At 42.0% G+C, this 18,236-nt stretch carries 17 protein-coding genes; 11 read left to right on the top strand and 6 right to left on the bottom strand.

Features of this window, described 5'->3' with window-relative positions; all coding sequences use genetic code 11:
• Positions 1 to 8 precede the first annotated feature (8 nt).
• Positions 9 to 1,376 carry an adenylosuccinate lyase gene (gene purB / locus IHV77_RS08560; RefSeq protein ID WP_194813266.1) on the bottom strand — a complete coding sequence of 456 codons (1,368 nt, stop codon included), beginning with the start codon at positions 1,374 to 1,376 and terminating at the stop codon, positions 9 to 11.
• Between the two features lie 29 nt (positions 1,377 to 1,405).
• Entirely contained in the window at positions 1,406 to 2,023 is a 618-nt protein-coding gene (gene hflD / locus IHV77_RS08565) for a high frequency lysogenization protein HflD (RefSeq protein ID WP_194811551.1), read from the bottom strand.
• A 152-nt stretch (positions 2,024 to 2,175) separates the two neighbouring features.
• Here hflD and trpS point away from each other — a divergent pair, with 152 nt between their 5' ends.
• Positions 2,176 to 3,180: a tryptophan--tRNA ligase gene (trpS, locus tag IHV77_RS08570; protein ID WP_194811552.1), complete on the top strand. Its 1,005-nt coding sequence runs from the start codon at positions 2,176 to 2,178 to the stop codon at positions 3,178 to 3,180.
• 11 nt (positions 3,181 to 3,191) lie between these two features.
• Positions 3,192 to 3,482, top strand: a complete 291-nt coding sequence (locus IHV77_RS08575; protein ID WP_194811553.1) for a YfcZ/YiiS family protein — start codon at positions 3,192 to 3,194, stop codon at positions 3,480 to 3,482.
• Positions 3,483 to 3,528: 46 nt separating this feature from the next.
• Here IHV77_RS08575 and IHV77_RS08580 read toward each other — a convergent pair whose 3' ends face one another.
• Both IHV77_RS08580 and IHV77_RS08585 read right to left on the bottom strand, forming a co-directional pair.
• On the bottom strand, positions 3,529 to 3,693 hold the full coding sequence (locus IHV77_RS08580; RefSeq protein ID WP_194811554.1) for a DUF1232 domain-containing protein: 165 nt from the start codon (positions 3,691 to 3,693) through the stop codon (positions 3,529 to 3,531).
• A gap of 9 nt (positions 3,694 to 3,702) precedes the next feature.
• Positions 3,703 to 3,963 carry a YfhL family 4Fe-4S dicluster ferredoxin gene (locus IHV77_RS08585; protein ID WP_194811555.1) on the bottom strand — a complete coding sequence of 87 codons (261 nt, stop codon included), beginning with the start codon at positions 3,961 to 3,963 and terminating at the stop codon, positions 3,703 to 3,705.
• Positions 3,964 to 4,046: 83 nt separating this feature from the next.
• Here IHV77_RS08585 and IHV77_RS08590 point away from each other — a divergent pair, with 83 nt between their 5' ends.
• The 5 genes from IHV77_RS08590 (at position 4,047) to IHV77_RS08610 (ending at position 9,535) form a co-directional block, all read left to right on the top strand.
• A complete protein-coding gene (locus tag IHV77_RS08590; protein ID WP_194811556.1) occupies positions 4,047 to 4,769 on the top strand; it encodes a ribonuclease T2 family protein in 723 nt (240 codons plus the stop codon).
• A gap of 100 nt (positions 4,770 to 4,869) precedes the next feature.
• Positions 4,870 to 6,033 carry a phosphoglycerate kinase gene (pgk, locus tag IHV77_RS08595; protein ID WP_194811557.1) on the top strand — a complete coding sequence of 388 codons (1,164 nt, stop codon included), beginning with the start codon at positions 4,870 to 4,872 and terminating at the stop codon, positions 6,031 to 6,033.
• A 62-nt stretch (positions 6,034 to 6,095) separates the two neighbouring features.
• Positions 6,096 to 7,175 carry a class II fructose-bisphosphate aldolase gene (gene fbaA / locus IHV77_RS08600; protein WP_194811558.1) on the top strand — a complete coding sequence of 360 codons (1,080 nt, stop codon included), beginning with the start codon at positions 6,096 to 6,098 and terminating at the stop codon, positions 7,173 to 7,175.
• A gap of 69 nt (positions 7,176 to 7,244) precedes the next feature.
• A complete protein-coding gene (locus IHV77_RS08605) occupies positions 7,245 to 8,501 on the top strand; it encodes an O-antigen ligase family protein (protein WP_194811559.1) in 1,257 nt (418 codons plus the stop codon).
• A complete protein-coding gene (locus IHV77_RS08610) occupies positions 8,501 to 9,535 on the top strand; it encodes a glycosyltransferase family 9 protein (RefSeq protein ID WP_194811560.1) in 1,035 nt (344 codons plus the stop codon). The genes IHV77_RS08605 and IHV77_RS08610 overlap by 1 nt, the downstream gene beginning before the upstream one ends.
• Here the strand turns inward: IHV77_RS08610 and yczE are convergent.
• Complete coding sequence (gene yczE, locus IHV77_RS08615) at positions 9,485 to 10,150, bottom strand: membrane protein YczE (RefSeq protein WP_194811561.1); 666 nt, start codon at positions 10,148 to 10,150, stop codon at positions 9,485 to 9,487. The genes IHV77_RS08610 and yczE overlap by 51 nt on opposite strands.
• Positions 10,151 to 10,343: 193 nt before the next feature.
• Here yczE and IHV77_RS08620 point away from each other — a divergent pair, with 193 nt between their 5' ends.
• Positions 10,344 to 11,882 carry a YjjI family glycine radical enzyme gene (locus IHV77_RS08620; RefSeq protein WP_194811562.1) on the top strand — a complete coding sequence of 513 codons (1,539 nt, stop codon included), beginning with the start codon at positions 10,344 to 10,346 and terminating at the stop codon, positions 11,880 to 11,882.
• 82 nt (positions 11,883 to 11,964) lie between these two features.
• Here the strand turns inward: IHV77_RS08620 and acnB are convergent, their stop codons facing one another.
• Positions 11,965 to 14,571 carry a bifunctional aconitate hydratase 2/2-methylisocitrate dehydratase gene (gene acnB / locus IHV77_RS08625; protein ID WP_194811563.1) on the bottom strand — a complete coding sequence of 869 codons (2,607 nt, stop codon included), beginning with the start codon at positions 14,569 to 14,571 and terminating at the stop codon, positions 11,965 to 11,967.
• Between the two features lie 123 nt (positions 14,572 to 14,694).
• Here acnB and IHV77_RS08630 point away from each other — a divergent pair, with 123 nt between their 5' ends.
• From IHV77_RS08630 to IHV77_RS08640, 3 genes are all read left to right on the top strand, one after another.
• Positions 14,695 to 15,435 carry a GntR family transcriptional regulator gene (locus IHV77_RS08630; protein ID WP_194811564.1) on the top strand — a complete coding sequence of 247 codons (741 nt, stop codon included), beginning with the start codon at positions 14,695 to 14,697 and terminating at the stop codon, positions 15,433 to 15,435.
• A 188-nt stretch (positions 15,436 to 15,623) separates the two neighbouring features.
• On the top strand, positions 15,624 to 17,087 hold the full coding sequence (locus IHV77_RS08635) for an anion permease (RefSeq protein ID WP_194811565.1): 1,464 nt from the start codon (positions 15,624 to 15,626) through the stop codon (positions 17,085 to 17,087).
• 56 nt (positions 17,088 to 17,143) lie between these two features.
• Positions 17,144 to 18,208 carry a 4-oxalomesaconate tautomerase gene (locus IHV77_RS08640; protein ID WP_194811566.1) on the top strand — a complete coding sequence of 355 codons (1,065 nt, stop codon included), beginning with the start codon at positions 17,144 to 17,146 and terminating at the stop codon, positions 18,206 to 18,208.
• The last annotated feature ends 28 nt before the right edge of the window (positions 18,209 to 18,236 follow it).

Consider the following 18,236-nt stretch of genomic DNA (forward strand, 5'->3'; position numbering starts at 1 on the left):
CTTTCAAATTAAAGCTTTTCTACAAGCCCGATTGCCGCACCGATATAAGTTTCCGGTGTGAGTTGTTGTAAGCGGATTTTTTCTTCTGCCGGAATTTCAAGTTTTTCGATAAATTCACGCATCGCAGATTCGTCCACACGTTTGCCGCGGGTGAGTTCTTTGAGTTTTTCATAAGGTTTTTCGATACCATAGCGGCGCATTACCGTTTGAATCGGCTCGGCAAGGACTTCCCAGTTTTGGTTGAGTTCATCACGTAAGTGCTGTTCATTCACTTCTAATTTACTGATGCCTTTACGTGTTGCCGCATAAGCGATTAAACAATAGCCTACGCCCACGCCGAGGTTACGTAAAACGGTAGAATCCGTTAAATCACGTTGCCAGCGGGAAATCGGTAATTTCTGTGCCAAATGAGTCATTACGGCGTTTGCCAGACCAAGATTTCCTTCAGAATTTTCAAAATCAATCGGGTTCACCTTGTGCGGCATAGTGGAAGAGCCGATTTCACCTGCGATAGTACGTTGTTTGAAATGATTTAAGGCGATATAACCCCAAAGATCACGGTCGAAATCGATAATGATTGTGTTGAAACGCACTACCGCATCAAAATATTCGGCAATGTAATCATGCGGTTCGATTTGCGTGGTGTACGGGTTCCAGTTTAAACCGAGCGAGGTAACAAATTCCTCGCTGAATTTATGCCAATCAAGGTTTGGATAGGCAGATAAATGCGCATTGTAGTTACCCACCGCACCGTTAATTTTTCCGAGGATTTCATTTTGTTGTAATTGTTTGAATTGGCGACGTAAGCGATAAACCACATTGGCCATTTCTTTCCCGATAGTCGTAGGTGAAGCCGGTTGCCCGTGCGTGCGGGAAAGTAACGGAATGGTTTTGTATTCGTTTGCAAGACGATTGATTTCATCAATGAGTTTTTGCCATTCGGGAAGAATAACGGTATCACGTGCGGTTTTTAACATTAACGCATGAGAGAGGTTGTTGATGTCTTCCGAGGTGCAGGCAAAGTGAATAAATTCGGCAACTTTTGCCAGTTCCGGTAAGGCTTCGCTTTTTTCTTTTAAGAAATATTCAACCGCTTTCACATCGTGATTGGTGGTGCGTTCGATTTCTTTGATACGCTCGGCATCTTTTAGGTTAAATTCGCTGACGATGTTATTGAGGTAATCGTTTGCTTCTTTAGATAAAGCTGGAACTTCTGAAATTTCCGTTGTCGCCGCCAATTTTTGTAACCAACGAACTTCAACGGTGACACGGAATTTGAGTAAACCGAATTCGCTGAAAATATCACGAAGTGCGGTCGCTTTGTCTTGATAGCGTCCGTCAATCGGGGAAATCGCAGTAAGTGCGGAAAGTTGCATAAAATACTCCGGTATATAAGGAAGGTTAATTAAATCGTTGAATAAATTTCTTTTGCCGCATTGATTATTTTGTTGCGGAAGAATAGTATTTTCCATTTGCTGCCGCCGACTTGCCGCCATAATACGGCGGAACGGATGCCGGCGAGTAAGCAAGCGCGAACTTTGTCTTGAACCTCTTGCTGTTGCAGATAATCGGTAACGCCTATAATGCGAATTTTGTTGCTTAAAGGACTGATCAGGTCGATGTAAATATTCGCAATAATAGAAATCATATTTGGCGAAAATAAATCGTAATATTCCATTTGTTCCGATAAGCGTTGGATACGCTGTGCCAGTTGATTTTTGGCTTTTGCATTTTTCTGTAGGTGATTTTCTAAGCTGAGCAGACCCGTCCAATAATTCACGATATTGCGGTCATTTACTGAGGTTAATTGCTCAATTAAGGTTTCTAAACCCAATTTAAGATGGCGGGCATCTCCATTAAAAACGTCAAGGGGATCTTTCGGTTGGAGTTGCAGAAGCGATTGAATTGAGGTTTGAAAAGCATCTTTATGAACAATATCGCCTTCCATTGCAAGTTGATTGATAAGGGCGACGGATTGGCAAACACCGGCGAGAGCCAGTGCCATATCGTGATAATTTTTCATAGATAGCGTCAATGTGAGAATTGTGATCAATAAATGGTTAAATTGGCACGCAATATAGCATTTTTACGGCTTGTTTTGAACTCTCTCATTAAAAAAGCCTATATCTTTTGATATGATAGCGACAATTTGCTTTAAAACGAAAAGGATAACTTATGACAAAACCAATTGTTTTTAGTGGTGTGCAACCTTCCGGTGAATTGACCATCGGTAACTATTTAGGTGCGTTGCGTAATTGGGTGAAAATGCAAGATGATTATGAATGTATTTTTTGCGTGGTGGATTTACACGCCATTACGGTTCGCCAAGATCCCGCCGCACTTCGTAAAGCAACGCTTGATGTGGTGGCGCTTTATTTGGCATGTGGTATTGATCCGAACAAAGCGACGATTTTCGTACAATCTCACGTGCCGGAGCATACTCAATTAGGTTGGGTGTTAAATTGTTATACCTATTTCGGCGAAATGAGCCGAATGACTCAGTTTAAAGATAAGTCCGCCCGTTATGCGGAAAATATCAATGTGGGATTATTTGATTATCCGGTGTTAATGGCGGCGGATATTTTGCTTTATCAGGCAAAAAGCGTGCCGGTGGGAGATGATCAGAAACAACATTTAGAAATTACGCGCGATATCGCAAATCGTTTCAATGCCCTCTATGGCGATGTTTTCACTATTCCGGAAATTTTTATCGGAAAAGCCGGCGCACGTATTATGTCATTACAAGATCCGGAAAAGAAAATGTCGAAATCGGATGACAATCGTAATAATGTTGTTACCCTTCTAGAAGATACGAAATCGGTGGCGAAAAAAATCAAACGTGCTGTAACGGATTCCGATGAACCGCCTGTCGTGCGTTATGACGTGAAAAATAAAGCCGGTGTATCGAACTTATTAGATATTCTTTCGGCGGTAACCGACAAATCGGTAGCGGAGCTTGAGCAAGAATTTGAAGGTAAAATGTACGGTCATTTGAAAACGGCTGTGGCGGATGAAGTCTCTAACTTGCTTGCCGGGTTACAAACACGTTTTAACGAATACCGCAATAATGAAGCCTTACTTGATGATGTACTTCGTCAAGGTGCGGCAAAGGCACGCGCGAAGGCGCAAGAGACATTAACAAAAGTGTATGAAGCGGTCGGTTTTGTCGCCGCAAAATAAAGGAGCGAAAAATGGCTATCCAAACTGAGAAACCGATTGAATGTGTCGGTTGTAATACTTTTGATATGAAATCGTTATTTGATAATCGCGATTGTACACAAGAAATCAATTATCTTTACGATACGCAGGAACAGGCACAAACGGCGTTAGACTTTTTTACCCAAAAAGCCCGTGAAGTGGAAAGTGAACCTTGTGATATTCAGGCTGAAATTAGCAAAGCGGAAAACGGCTATTTGTTAAAAGCAGAATTTACATTTTGTTGTCAGGCTGAACTCGTGATTTTTCAAATGAAGACTGCGTAAGCGAATGAAAGTGCGGTTGATTTTCTCATTAAATTTCGACCCCACTTTATTTAGACAATAATATTTTGAGCAACAACCAAACCGCCGCCGCATCGTCCACCAAGCCTAAAGGGCCAAGTATGGCTTCCGGCAGAATATCAAAGGGGCTGCACAGATAAATCAAAATCACGGCGATTTTGATTAATTTGGCTTTATTTATTCGGACAAACATAAGATTACCTTAGAGTTTGTCTGCGTGGTGGATCATAACGAAACGTTCCCAAAGTTGCTCTTCCGTTTCTTGATGCTCAGGATCAGGTTTAATACAGTTTGTGATCGGGCAAACTTTTTGGCAAGTCGGCGTATCATAATGCCCGACACATTCCGTGCAAAGTACGGGATCTATGACATAGATCTCATCGCCGATGGAAATCGCCTCGTTCGGGCATTCCGGCAAACACATATCGCAGTTTGTGCATTTGTTTGTGATGAGTAACGCCATGGAGATCCTTCGAATGTATCAGAAAATAGAAAGCGGCGAATTATAGCCGACAAATGTAAAATTGACAAAAATAAGCGGATTTTATGAAAAAACAGGTTTCGACACTTTCCATTCTCGCCCTTGTTGCATTGAGTATTTGGCAATATTTTGCCGAAGGGCAAAAATCCACCTCTTCTAAGCAAACTACGCAAACAACCTTTTCCCAACCAAGTAAAAGTGCGGTTAAAAATAATGATGTTTTTTCTGATTATGACGTAAGTATGCGCGATGATCCTATCGGACAAAATGCCAGTGCCGCGGTGGATTATTATATGTTGGTACTCTCTTGGTCGCCCGGGTTTTGTGATTCGCAACGTGAAAAATACGCTAATCAGCTCCCCTCATCCGCACAATATCAATGCGGAATTAACCGTGCTTTCGGTTGGGTTGTTCATGGTTTGTGGCCACAAAATGCCAAGGCGCGTTCTGTTGCGGATCATCCGCGTTTTTGTCAAGGTGATTTACCTGCCTTGTCGAAAGCTACGATTGAACCTTATTTAACGATGTCGCCGGGGGCAAAATTATTACAAGGCGAATGGGAAAAACACGGCAGTTGTGCCTTTGATTCTGCCGAACAATATTTTGCCAAAATGCAGGCGTTATTTCGCACGTTGAGCTTACCGAAAGAAAATTTAAGCCGAAGTGAGTTATTTCGCTGGATGAAACAGAATAATCCGCAGCTCAAAAATGCCTATCTTGGTGCAAGTCGTAATGAATTGTTCATCTGTTATAACAAGCAATGGCAAGTGATTGATTGCCAAAGGTAACGAGGATTTCTTTGATCTAAATCGTTACAACCTAGCGAGATCTGGGTATAATACGCAAGGTTTTGATTTTTAACTTTAACTAACTAAAAGAGGATAGATTATGTCAGTAATCAAAATGACCGACCTGGATTTAGCGGGAAAACGTGTGTTTATCCGTGCAGATCTTAATGTGCCGGTAAAAGACGGTAAAGTGACTTCCGATGCGCGTATTCGTGCTACCATTCCTACTTTAAAATTGGCACTTGAGAAAGGTGCTAAAGTGATGGTGACTTCACATTTAGGTCGTCCTACCGAGGGCGAATTTAAACCTGAAGATTCTTTACAGCCCGTTGTTGATTATTTGAATGAACATCTCGATGTTCCTGTGCGTTTAGAGCGTGATTACCTTGGTGGCGTAGAAGTGAAAGAAGGTGAGATCGTTGTTTTAGAAAATGTTCGTGTCAATAAAGGTGAAAAGAAAAATGATCCTGAATTGGGTAAAAAATATGCCGCACTTTGCGATGTCTTTGTGATGGACGCATTCGGTACGGCTCACCGTGCGCAAGCTTCAACTTACGGTGTGGCGGAATTTGCGCCGATTGCTTGTGCCGGCCCGTTACTTGCCGCTGAATTAGACGCATTAGGTAAAGCATTAAAAGAACCGGCTCGTCCGATGGTGGCAATCGTTGGCGGTTCTAAAGTTTCAACCAAATTAGAAGTGTTAAATTCTCTTTCTAAAATCGCTGACCAAATTATCGTGGGCGGCGGTATCGCAAATACTTTCATTGCGGCGGCAGGTCACAATGTGGGTAAATCCTTATACGAAGAAGATTTGATTCCGGTTGCCAAAGAATTAGCGGCAAGCACCGATATTCCTGTTCCGGTTGATGTACGTGTAGGCACCGAGTTTTCTGAAAACGCACCGGCAATTGAAAAACCCGTCACAGAAGTGAAAGATGACGAATCTATCTTCGACATCGGTGATAAATCGGCGGAACAATTAGCGGAAATCATCAAAAACGCAAAAACCGTATTATGGAATGGTCCGGTCGGGGTGTTTGAGTTCCCTAACTTCCGTAAAGGAACGGAAATTATTTCTCACGCCATTGCAAATAGCGAAGCATTCTCTATTGCAGGGGGCGGTGATACGCTAGCGGCAATCGATCTATTCGGTATTGCGGATAAAATTTCTTACATCTCAACCGGTGGCGGTGCGTTCTTAGAATTTGTAGAAGGTAAAGTATTACCGGCGGTAGAAATTCTTGAAAAACGTGCAAACGGCTAATTTCATAGAAATTAAACTCCATATATCTAAAAAATTTTCAATATTTCAAAGGAAACATAAAAATGGCTAAATTATTAGATATCGTAAAACCGGGCGTATTAACCGGTGATGATGTTCAAAAAGTATTCGCTTATGCGAAAGAACACAATTTTGCAATCCCGGCGGTAAACTGCGTGGGTTCTGACTCTGTAAACGCAGTATTGGAAACCGCCGCACGTGTAAAAGCACCGGTTATCATTCAGTTCTCTAACGGTGGTGCATCATTCTACGCAGGTAAAGGCATTAAACCGGCTTCAGGTGCCCGTGCAGACGTTTTAGGCGCAATTGCGGGAGCGAAACACGTTCACGCACTTGCTGAAGAATACGGTGTGCCGGTTATTCTTCACACGGACCACGCGGCAAAAAAATTACTTCCGTGGATTGACGGCTTACTTGATGCAGGTGAAAAACATTTTGCTGAAACCGGTAAGCCGCTGTTCTCTTCTCATATGATTGATTTATCTGAAGAGCCGATGGAAGAAAATATGGCAATCTGTCGTGAATACCTTGCACGTATGAGCAAAATGGGAATGACCCTTGAAATCGAAATCGGTATCACCGGTGGCGAGGAAGACGGTGTAGATAATTCTGATGTAGATGAATCCCGCTTGTACACCCAACCTTCCGATGTATTATACGTTTACGACCAATTGCATCCGGTAAGCCCGCGTTTCACGGTGGCGGCAGCATTCGGTAACGTACACGGCGTTTACAAACCGGGTAATGTAAAATTAAAACCGTCTATCTTAGGTGAATCACAGGCATTCGTTTCTAAAGAGCGTAATCTCCCGGCCAAATCAATTGATTTTGTATTCCACGGCGGCTCAGGTTCTTCTCGTGAAGAAATTCGCGAAGCAATCAGCTATGGTGCAATCAAAATGAATATTGATACGGATACACAATGGGCAGCTTGGAATGGTATCTTAAACTTCTACAAAGCGAACGAAGCGTATCTTCAAGGTCAATTAGGTAATCCTGAAGGCGAAGATGTACCGAACAAAAAATACTACGATCCACGTGTTTGGTTACGCAAAATGGAAGAATCTATGTCTAAACGCTTAGAGCAATCTTTCGAAGACTTAAACTGTGTTGATGTTTTATAATCCACAAAAATAGCATAAAATACGACCGCACTTTTTGGGTGCGGTTTTTTATTTTTCGAGTGATTATCTATGCAAATATCTAAACAAAATCTTCTCCCGTTTCTTGTTAATTTTAGTATCAGTTTTTTCTTTTTGTCCGTTTTGACATTTAAAGGCGGGCACAATGTTGCGCCGTTTTTTCTTATTGTATTGGGGATTGGTTACGGTATTTACGGGTTATTTAAGAAATTTAAATGGAATTTATCAAAAGAAGATAAGTGGTTAATTTTTAGTTATATTTTTTATTTTACCGTTTTTTTGCTTTCATTATTGATGAATGACGGAAGAGGCAGAGAATTAGACAATCCAAGCCGCGCAGTACTGTTAATTCCGGCTTTAATACTTTTATTAAGAATACCGTTAAAACTGTGCGCATTGATTTACATGATTCCGCTAGGTTCTGTCATCGCAGGATTAGTAGCTCTTTACGATAAGTTTATTTTGCATAGTGAAGCTGCCTATTCTCTACGTACACTGTATATCCAAGCCGGCGATATATCGATGTCGTTCGGGTTATTTAGTTTGGTAGTCGGGCTTTATTACTGGCAAAAATCACAACGTAAAATAACCGCACTTTGCATTATTACTTCGCTCTTTGGCATATTGGGGAGTATCCTTTCAACGGCTCGTGGTGGGTGGGTTGCGTTACCTATCATCTTTGTCGTTGTATTGTGGATTTATCGTCATTTACTTTCAAAAGGTTTTTTCTTTGTAGTGACGAGTGTATTCGTTATTGCGATTGTCAGCGTAGTGAATATGCCGAATAGTCGGGTGATGGAGCGCCTGTCTTTCATCCAATATGATATAAAGAACTATGAAAAGAACAATTCGAATACCTCCCTTGGCTTGCGTTTTGATATGTGGAAAAGTGCGATTTCAATGATAAAAGAAAAACCGATTTTGGGCTGGGGGGCAGATGGCGCAACTGAAAAGCGTAAGCAGGATGTTAAGGTAAAAGCGGTAAACGGCAATATCGGACAATTTGATCACGCGCATAACCAATATCTTGATGATTTTTCTAAGAGAGGAATGATTGGATTTATCGCTTTCCTCGGGATTTTACTTGTGCCATTGCGTAAATTTAGCCGGCGATTAAACAGTTCATCTTCAGAGGTAAAGTTGCTCGCAACATTGGGAACGGTGCATATTCTTTCCGTGATGATTTATTGTTTAAGCCAAGGTTTTTTTACACATAATTCGGGCAATCTTTTTTACTTCTTCTTAACCGTTGTGTTTTACGCTATGTTGAAACAAACGGAGAAGCCGCTGACTTTGGAGGGGCGATAATGGAAAAAATCTTAGTGATTCGTAACGACAAACTCGGTGATTTTATGCAAGCCTGGCCGGCGTTTGCAATGTTGAAAGCCTCTAATCCTTCATTAAAATTGACCGCACTTGTGCCGAGTTATACCGCCCCGTTAGCGGAGATCTGCCCTTATTTAGATGATGTTATTATTGATAGCGCAAAAGGCGATAAAGCGGATTTTAATCGCCTTGTAAACGAGGTGAAATCGAAAAATTTTGATGGAATGATCAGTTTTTTCTCAAATACTCACAATGGAAAATTAGCTTGGAAAAGCGGGATTAAATATCGCCTTGCACCTGCAACGAAATGGGTACAATTTCTCTATAACCATCGCCTTACGCAAAGACGTTCCCGTTCGGAAAAATCGGAAGCGGAATATAATCAGGATTTAGTTCGGGCATTTTTGACAAAACAAGCGATGCCGATAGTTGAAGTGAAGCCGCCTTATTTAACCTTTACGGAAAGTGCGGTTGAAAATCAGCGTGTTTTTTTACAAGATGCTTTGAAGATTTCAAGAGAGAAAAAATGGGTTTTCGTACACAGCGGTTCGGGCGGTTCTGCAACAAATCTTTCACTTGAACAATATGCGGAATTAATTAAAGGTTTATTAGCTGAATTTGATTGTCATATCGTGCTAACCGCAGGTCCGGGTGAAAGTGAAAAAGCGAATGAGCTTGCGCAATTAGTGAATGATTCGCGAGTGGTGATTTATGACAAAAATAACGGCTTGGTGGATTTTGCCCGTTCGCTTGCTTGTGCCGATTTATTCATTGCAGGTTCAACCGGACCATTGCATTTAGCCAGCGCATTTAATATTCCAACCATTGGTTTTTATCCGAATAGTCGTTCTTCCCAACCAAGACGCTGGAAGCCGATTAATGAGGCGGATAAGCATCTGGCTTTTTGTCCGCCTGCCGGTAAGGATACACAAATGAATTTAACACTTATCTCAATTCGGCATGCTTTAGGGGAGATTATTCCTTTCGTGAGAAATAGGTGGCAAGCGGGCAATTAAGTTAAGGCAGGCTTGTACAATCCAACCGATTCCGGCGGCAAAAATGACGGTGCCGATTCCCACCGTGCCGCCAAGAAAAAAGCCCAATACACAAACGAACACTTCAATCGCGGTGCGAACAATGCCCACCTTCAAATGAAAGCGTTGACAAATCCCCACCATAAGCCCGTCCCTTGGGCCCGCGCCCAAATGGCAAGTAAGATAAAGTGCAGTGCCTAAGCCGTATAGAAAGAGCCCAAGAAGACCAAATCCAATCCGCGAGAAAAGTGCGGTCGGTTCAGGCAAAATTTTTGTGGTGAGATCTAAAAAAAGGGCAATGATAATGATATTCAGGATTGTCCCTAAACCAAAACGTAGTTTTAACGGTAGCCAAGCAACCATAACAACCGCACTGATAAGAAACGATGACCAACCGATACTCATATCGCTTTGTAATGCGATACCTTGAGACAGCACTGTCCAAGGAGATGAACCGAAATCGGATAATAGGATTAATCCGTCACCGATCCCCAGGATCGCTAAAGCGGATAACAACAGGCTTATCGTTTTCGTTTCAACCGACCATAAGGAATCGGCTGCCCAAGCGGTATGGGGAATTACTCGTGGTTTTTTCATAAATGACCTGTTTTGATGATATATGGCTATCATAAGGATAAATGCGATAAAGCCAAAATATTTTAGTGGCATATTATATTGCATAATTAACGATATAAATTTTAGATAAATGTGATCAATATCACATTATGGAAATTGCCTTGCCTCAAAGGGAACATTACAATGTTTCATCTTATTTTATGAGGGACATTTTATGCTCGCCACGCTTGAAGATATTCTCAACACCGTCAAAGCCGATAATTTGACTTATCATCAAAAATTAATGACTCTAGGTAATATTGCGGAACGCTTATTCGATCCCCGAGAGTTGCTCGGTTATACCGATGAAGAATGGGGATTTTTACAAAATCAGATGATTTGTGATTTATGTGAAGGCTATGCGATTTATCGACCGCGCTATATTTTGCCCGATTACAATGTGTATATTCAAAAAGGCTGTGAATTTTTAGAATTACCGCCGCCGAAAGATCTTGATGAAGCCTTGGACGGTTTATTGATTCTTTATTCTCACGTGCCGTCAATTACGACCTATCCGGTGTATATCGGTCGCCTTGATGTGTTACTTGATCCTTTTATTACGGATGAAGAGAGAGATTACATCAAAATCAAACGTTTTTTAAATCATATCGATAAAACGGTGCCGGATTCATTCTGCCATGCGAATATCGGCCCTTACGACACAAAAGCCGGTCGTTTAATTTTACGTGCGGTTATTGAGTTGGAAGCCCCGACACCGAATATGACAATCCGATATGATAAAACCAAAACGAGCCGTGAATTTGCCGAGCTTGCTGCGAAAGCCTGCTTGTTAGTATCTAAACCTTCTTTTGCCAATGATGCCTACTATATTTCCGATCTTGGTGAAGAATACGGCGTGGCGAGTTGTTACAACGCTTTGCCGGAATGTGGCGGCGCTTATACTTTGACCCGTTTGCGTCTTGGCACGATTGCACGCACCTGCAAAAGTGCGGATGAAATGGTAAATACATTATTACCGCAGGTAGCAAAATGTGCACTCTCGACAATGGATAAACGCCATAAATTTGTGGTGGAAGAAAGTCACTTTTTTGACAGCTCATTTTTAGAAAAAGAAGGTTTTATCAAACGTACTAATTTTACCGGAATGTTCGCTATTGTCGGATTAGCAGATGCAACGAACCACTTATTACAGTGTGAAGGTTTAAATGAAACCTTTGGTAAAAGTAAACGTGGAGATGAAATCGCCAGCGCAATTATGGATAAATTAAAAGAAATCACCGATACCCATGAAGGTTTGTATGCAGAACGCACCGACAATCGTTATTTATTACACGCACAAGTGGGGGCAAGTAATCACGAAGAAGATAAACGTAATACACCGGCACACCGTATTCGTGTCGGGGAAGAGCCGACTTTATTGGCTCATTTAAAACAATCCGCCCCTTTTCATAAATATTTTCCATCCGGCACTGGCGATTTATTCGCTTTTGATCAAACCTATGTGGATCACTGTGATGCCGTTGTCGATATTATTGATGGTGCATTTGCTTTGGGCTATCGTTACATCACCACTTATCTGAAAAATACCGATTTAATTCGCGTAACCGGTTATTTGGTGAAAAAAAGTGAGGTCGAAAAATATCGTAAAGGTGAAGTGGCGCTGCGTGATACGACTTGGTATGGCGCAGGAACGGATGATTGCGCCAATGTATTTGATCGGCAATTGCGTGATGAACAAGATGTGAAGGCTTAAAGGAGATGAATGTAAAAAAAGAGCGGAAAATCAACCGCTCTTTTTTTGTTTTCATAGACTCACAAATTATATATCTTCCGAACTAAATTAGGGTTCGTAAAATTACATTTTCGGCTTTTTGAACATAATTCGGTAGTTGATCAAAATTGAGGTAACGATAAATCTCACGGTGTTGTTCATCAAGGGTTGCAACCGCTTCCAAATATTCTTCAACACTTGGTAAACGCCCTAAAATAGCAGCAACAGAGGCAAGTTCTGCCGAAGCGAGATAGACGTTTGCGCCTTGCCCCAAACGATTCGGGAAGTTTCGCGTTGAGGTTGAAACAACCGATGAATTTGGTCGTACACGTGCTTGGTTACCCATACAGAGCGAGCAGCCCGGCATTTCGGTACGTGCACCGGAGCGTCCGTAAATATTGTAATAACCTTCTTCAGATAAGCGTGCCGCATCCATTTTGGTTGGTGGAGCAAGCCATAAGCGGGTGTTGATTTCTCCGTTTACTCGGCTGAGTAATTTACCGGCAGCACGGAAGTGTCCGATATTGGTCATACAAGAACCGATAAATACTTCATCAATCTTGTTACCCTGTACTTCGGATAATAAGCGTGCGTCATCAGGATCGTTCGGTACACATAAAATCGGTTCTTTGATGTCATCTAAGTTGATTTCAATCACTTCAGCATATTCTGCATCGCTATCCGCTTCTAACATTTCAGGATTTGTTAACCATGCCTGCATGGCTTTTATACGGTTTTCGATGGTTTGCGCGTCGCTGTAGCCGTCTGCAATCATTGTTTTCAGCAAGACGATGTTTGAACGTAAATATTCTTCAATTGAAGCTTGACTTAACTTAATCGTACAAGCCGCAGCCGAACGTTCCGCCGTTGCATCGGAAAGTTCAAAAGCTTGTTCTGCGGTGAGATGTTCGAGACCTTCGATTTCAAGGATTCGACCGGAGAATACATTTTTCTTATTTGCCTTTTCGACAGTGAGCAAACCTTTTTGGATGGCGTAATAAGGGATGGCGTGTACTAAATCGCGTAATGTAATCCCTTTTTGCATAGTGCCGGTAAAGCGAACTAATACGGATTCCGGCATATCAAGCGGCATCATTCCCGTGGCTGCGGCAAAAGCGACTAAACCGGAACCGGCAGGGAATGAAATCCCTATTGGAAAACGGGTATGTGAGTCACCACCCGTTCCTACGGTAAAAGGCATCAGCATACGATTTAACCAAGAGTGAATGACACCGTCGCCGGGGCGTAATGCGATACCGCCACGGCGAGTGATAAATTCCGGCAATGTTTGATGAGTGACGACATCACTCGGTTTCGGATAGGGGGCGGTGTGACAGAAAGATTGCATAACAAGCGGTGCGGAGAATTTTAAGCAAGCGAGATCTTTTAATTCGTCACGGGTCATGGTACCGGTAGTATCTTGCGAACCTACCGAAGTCATTGCCGGTTCGCAATATTGTCCTGCGCGTACACCTTGTACGCCACAGGCTTTACCAACCATTTTTTGTGCAAGGGTATAGCCTTTGCCGGAATCGGGAATCTCGGCGAGTTTGGCGAAAACATCACTTTCCGCCAGTCCTAATTCAGCACGGGCTTTAGCGGTGAGGCTACGACCGATAATAAGCGGAATTCGACCGCCTGCCCGTACTTCATCTAATAATACGTTGGTTTTGTATGAGAACGTGCTGATCACTTCATCGGAATTGTGTTTGCATACTTTGCCGGCATAGGGATAAAAGTCGATAACATCGCCCATATTTAGCTTGGTTACGTCTAATTCAATCGGTAATGCACCGGAATCTTCCGCCGTATTAAAGAAAATCGGTGCGATTTTGCCACCAAAAACAAAACCACCGGTACGCTTGTTCGGAATATAGGGAATATCCGTTCCCATATGCCATAGCACGGAATTTGCTGCAGACTTACGAGAAGAACCCGTACCCACAACATCACCGACATAGACTAACGGAAAACCTTTTGTTTTTAATGCGGCTAATTGTTTTAAAGGCCCGACTACGCCTTCTTGATCCGGTTCAATACCTTCACGTTTCATTTTTAACATTGCATTAGCGTGTAGCGGAATATCGGAACGACACCAAGCATCTTGTGCCGGAGAAAGATCATCGGTATTGGTTTCTCCCGGTACTTTGAATACGGTCAGCGTAATTTTTTCCGCAAGTGTCGGGCGAGAGCTAAACCATTCGGCATCCGCCCAAGATTGAAGGACTTGCTTAGCATAAGGATTGCCTTGTTGTGCTTTCGTTGCAATATCTTTGAAACTGTCGAAAATAAGGAGAGTATGAGAGAGTGCTGTTGCTGCAAGCGGTGCTAATTCGGTATTTTCTAACAACTCAATCAGAGGAGATACATTGTAGCCCCCGCTCATTGTTCCGAGTAATTTTACAGCGTGTTCAGCAGAAATCAGTGGGCTGGTTATGTTACCATTAGCCACGTTTGTGAGAAATTCCGCTTTTACTTTTGCCGCTTCATCTACGCCGGCAGGGATGCGGGTTTCGAATAATTCAAGCAGCTCCTTTTCCTTACCGACGATTGGCGATTGCAGTAAGTCAATTAATTGTATAGTTTGTTGAACATCCAGAGCTTTTGGTACAATCCCTATTGCTGCACGTTCGGCAACGTGTTCATAATACGTTTGAAGAAATTGAGACATAGTTGTCACCCCACAATAAATTAGAATGTATTAAAAAACACCTATAAACATATAGATGACTATATGTGAAGATGCTACTTATTTTTCGGTAGTGAGTCAATTTGTTTTAAGAGAAATAGATTAATGTTTAACCATGATCAAAAATATATCGAATTAAATAAAATTCCCCGTTATTTGCAAATTAAATACGAATTACAAAAATTTTTAGCGGAAAATAACTGGAGCTTTGAGAAAGCAATTCCCAGCGAGCAGGAACTTGCCGGCACTTATGACGTATCTATCGGAACAGTACGTAAAGCGGTGGAAGGCTTAGTGGAAGAAGGTGTATTGATTAAACATCAAGGCAAAGGAACGTTTTTAAAACATCCGGCATTCGTTGAATCATCAATTGTTCGCTTTTATTTACGCAATGCAAAAGAAGGTAAACCGGAAACGCCTGTCGGCGAAGTTAAGTGTGTCAAAAGCGTAAAAGCGAATCCGAAGATTAATCGGTTATTAGGCGTGCCGGATGAACGGGAGCTTATTTATCTTGAACGTATTCGTTCGGTAGATCAGAAAGTAATTGTCAGCGATAAAATTTGGTTGTCTCCGGAAAAATTCAGCGAATTGAAAGGATTGAAGCCCGAACAATTTGAGAATTTGCTCTATCCGTTCTATTTTAAACGATGTGGGCAGTTGGTGGTTTCGGCAAAAGAACAAATGACGATTTTATTAAATCATAGCGATACTTATTTAACGGACGGACAAGAAAAAACCGTCATTAAGGTTTGCCGCGCGGCAAAAGGGTTGGACGGTAGTATTATCGAGTATCGTGAGTCTTATGGTTTAGCGGAAGATTTTTACTATGAAACAATAATCACCTAAATGATATGCCGAGTAAGAGCGGTCGAATTTTACAAAAAAGTGCAAATGTAAATAAACGATAGGCAAAGAGCAATCTTTGCCTTTTTTATGATTTATCTCAAACTTTTGTAAGATCGCTGCTTGCAAGTATGAATACAACTGGTTATATATATGACTAGATGAATTTATACTTATAACGAGGTATTTTTATGAATCCTAAAAAACTTTTGCAATACGTTATTATTTTAGCGTGTCCGATAGCCACCTATCTATTTCCGGCGCCGGAAGGTCTATCATTGATCGGTTGGCATATATTAGGGGTTTATATCGGTACGATTCTTGCTCTCATTCTTAAACCTTTTCCTGCTCCTCCTATACTTCTCGCCGCTGTTGCACTCTCTGCAATGATTATTGGTAATACGCCGGCGGAAACGCTTAACGGAACCAAAATTCTATTAAAGCAATCATCCGTACTTGACGGCTATAAATCCGGTACGACTTGGCTTGTCTTTGCGGCGTTTGCTATGAGTGCGGCATTTGTGCAAACCGGTTTAGGTCGCCGTATTGCGTATAAAATGATTGGTGCGTTCGGTAGCACGACATTGCGTTTAGGTTATGTCAATGCGATGCTGGACTTATTGATTTCTCCGGCTATGCCTTCAACCACGGCTCGTGGCGGCGGTATTATGGCACCAATTATGCAATCTATAGCGGTATCTTTGGGGTCAGAACCGGAAAAATCACCGCGTAAAGCAGGACATTATCTCTTACTTAATACTTATATGGTGGTAAAAACAACCGGTTATATCACGTTAACCGGTATGGCACCGAATGCGGTGGCGTTAGAGTTAATGCGCCCGATTCTACATATTGATATTAACTGGACACAATGGTTTATTGCCGCCTCAATTCCGGGTTTAGTGGCATTAATTCTATTACCTTTCGTTACTTATGTTCTCTACAAGCCCGAACTTAAAAATGTCGATAACAAAGACATTGCTCGTAAAGGTTTGGAAGAAATGGGGCCGATGAGCGGTAAAGAAAAAACGCTTGCCTTGTTATTCGTATCCGCTGTGTTAGGTTGGGTATTCTCAGGCGTACTTAATTTGTCCGAATTTACCGTTGCTATTGCCGCTATGGCGCTCATTGTCTTAACGTCAGTATTAAGTTGGGAAGATGTACTTAGAAATAAAGCGGGTTGGACAACGCTAACGTGGTACGGTGGTTTATTGGGTATTGCGGCGGTACTTAGCCAAGCGAAATTCTTTGAGTGGTTATCGGCAACCATGAGCGGATTAATCTCGGCAGGCGATACGAACCCTATAGTGATCACGATCTTTATTTTAATACTAAGTGTACTCGTTCGTTACTTATTTGCTTCCGGTGCGGCTTATGTTGCATCAATGGTACCGGTGTTTTCAGCCGTTGGTATGGCAGCAGGTGCTGATCCGCTTTTCCTTGCTCTAGGCTTATTATTCTCAAATAGCTACGGCAGTATGATTACTCACTATGGCTCTGCACCTGCGGCGGTTATTTACGGTTTAGGTTATCACGATATTAAATCATTTTGGATCACGGGTGGTGTATGTGCAGTTGTAACGCTATTTATTCATACTACTATCGGTTTTGCGTGGTGGGCAATGCTTCAATCAATAGGTGTCTTTGCAAATTAATGTGGAAAAACGACCGCTTGTTATCGCAAAAGCGGTTGATGTATTTAGGAGGCAAAATGAAAAAAGTTCCTTGTATGATTATTCGCGGCGGTACGTCAAAGGGCGTTTACTTTTTAAAAGAGGATTTGCCGACAGACATTGCCGAACGTGATAAATTTTTAATGACGATTATGGGATCAGGAGATCCGACCCAAATTAACGGTTTAGGCGGTGCAACAAGTGTAACCAGTAAAGTTGCAATTGTCTCTAAATCCGAAAAAGAAGGTATCGATTTAGATTACTTATTCGCACAAGTTGGTATCGGTCAAAAAGTGGTGGATACGGCACCTTCTTGCGGTAATATTTTATCGGGTATTATTTGTTTTGCGAGCGAGAAAGGATTGATTGAATTACAAGATGGCATTACCCGTGTTGTAGTTAACAATATCAATACTAACAGTATTATTGAAGTTTCTGCTGAATCACCGAATAAACGGCTGAAATATACGGGTAATGCAGAAGTATCCGGTGTGCCGGGAACAGGATCACCTGTCAACCTTAATTTTAGCAAGATAGAGGGGGCGAAAACCGGCAAAGTTTTCCCAACCGGAAATAAACAAGATAATATCAACGGCTATAATGTCACCTGTATTGATGTCGCTATGCCGATGGTATTATTTAATGCACAAGATCTCGGTTTAACCGGTAAAGAAACAAAAGCGGAGTTAGATGAAAAGCATACGTTGTTTGAGATTATCGAACCTATTCGCCGTAAAGCGGGTGAAATGATGGGATTGGGCGATGTATCTGAAAAAGTGATTCCAAAGATAGGAATTTTATCTGCTCCGGCAGGCAAGGGAAATATTACTTCCCGTTATTTTGTACCGGATAAATGCCATGCAAGCCACGCGGTAACCGGTTCGATTTGTGTTGCGGCGGCATGTAATATTGAAGGCACGGTAGCGCGCCCGCTTTATAAAAATACAGGTAGTGTCGTTACGATTGAACATCCGTCCGGTTTTATCAGCGTTGATATGCTTTGTGAGAAAGCTAACGGGGATTATAAATTTACCCGAGCAGCACTTGTGCGTACCGCTAAACCGTTAATGATGGGGGAAGTCTATTACGATGAAACAGCGTAATATAGGTATTGTGCCGTAAATTTACAAT

Source organism: Rodentibacter haemolyticus (assembly GCF_015356115.1).
Classification (GTDB): Bacteria; Pseudomonadota; Gammaproteobacteria; order Enterobacterales; family Pasteurellaceae; genus Rodentibacter; species Rodentibacter haemolyticus.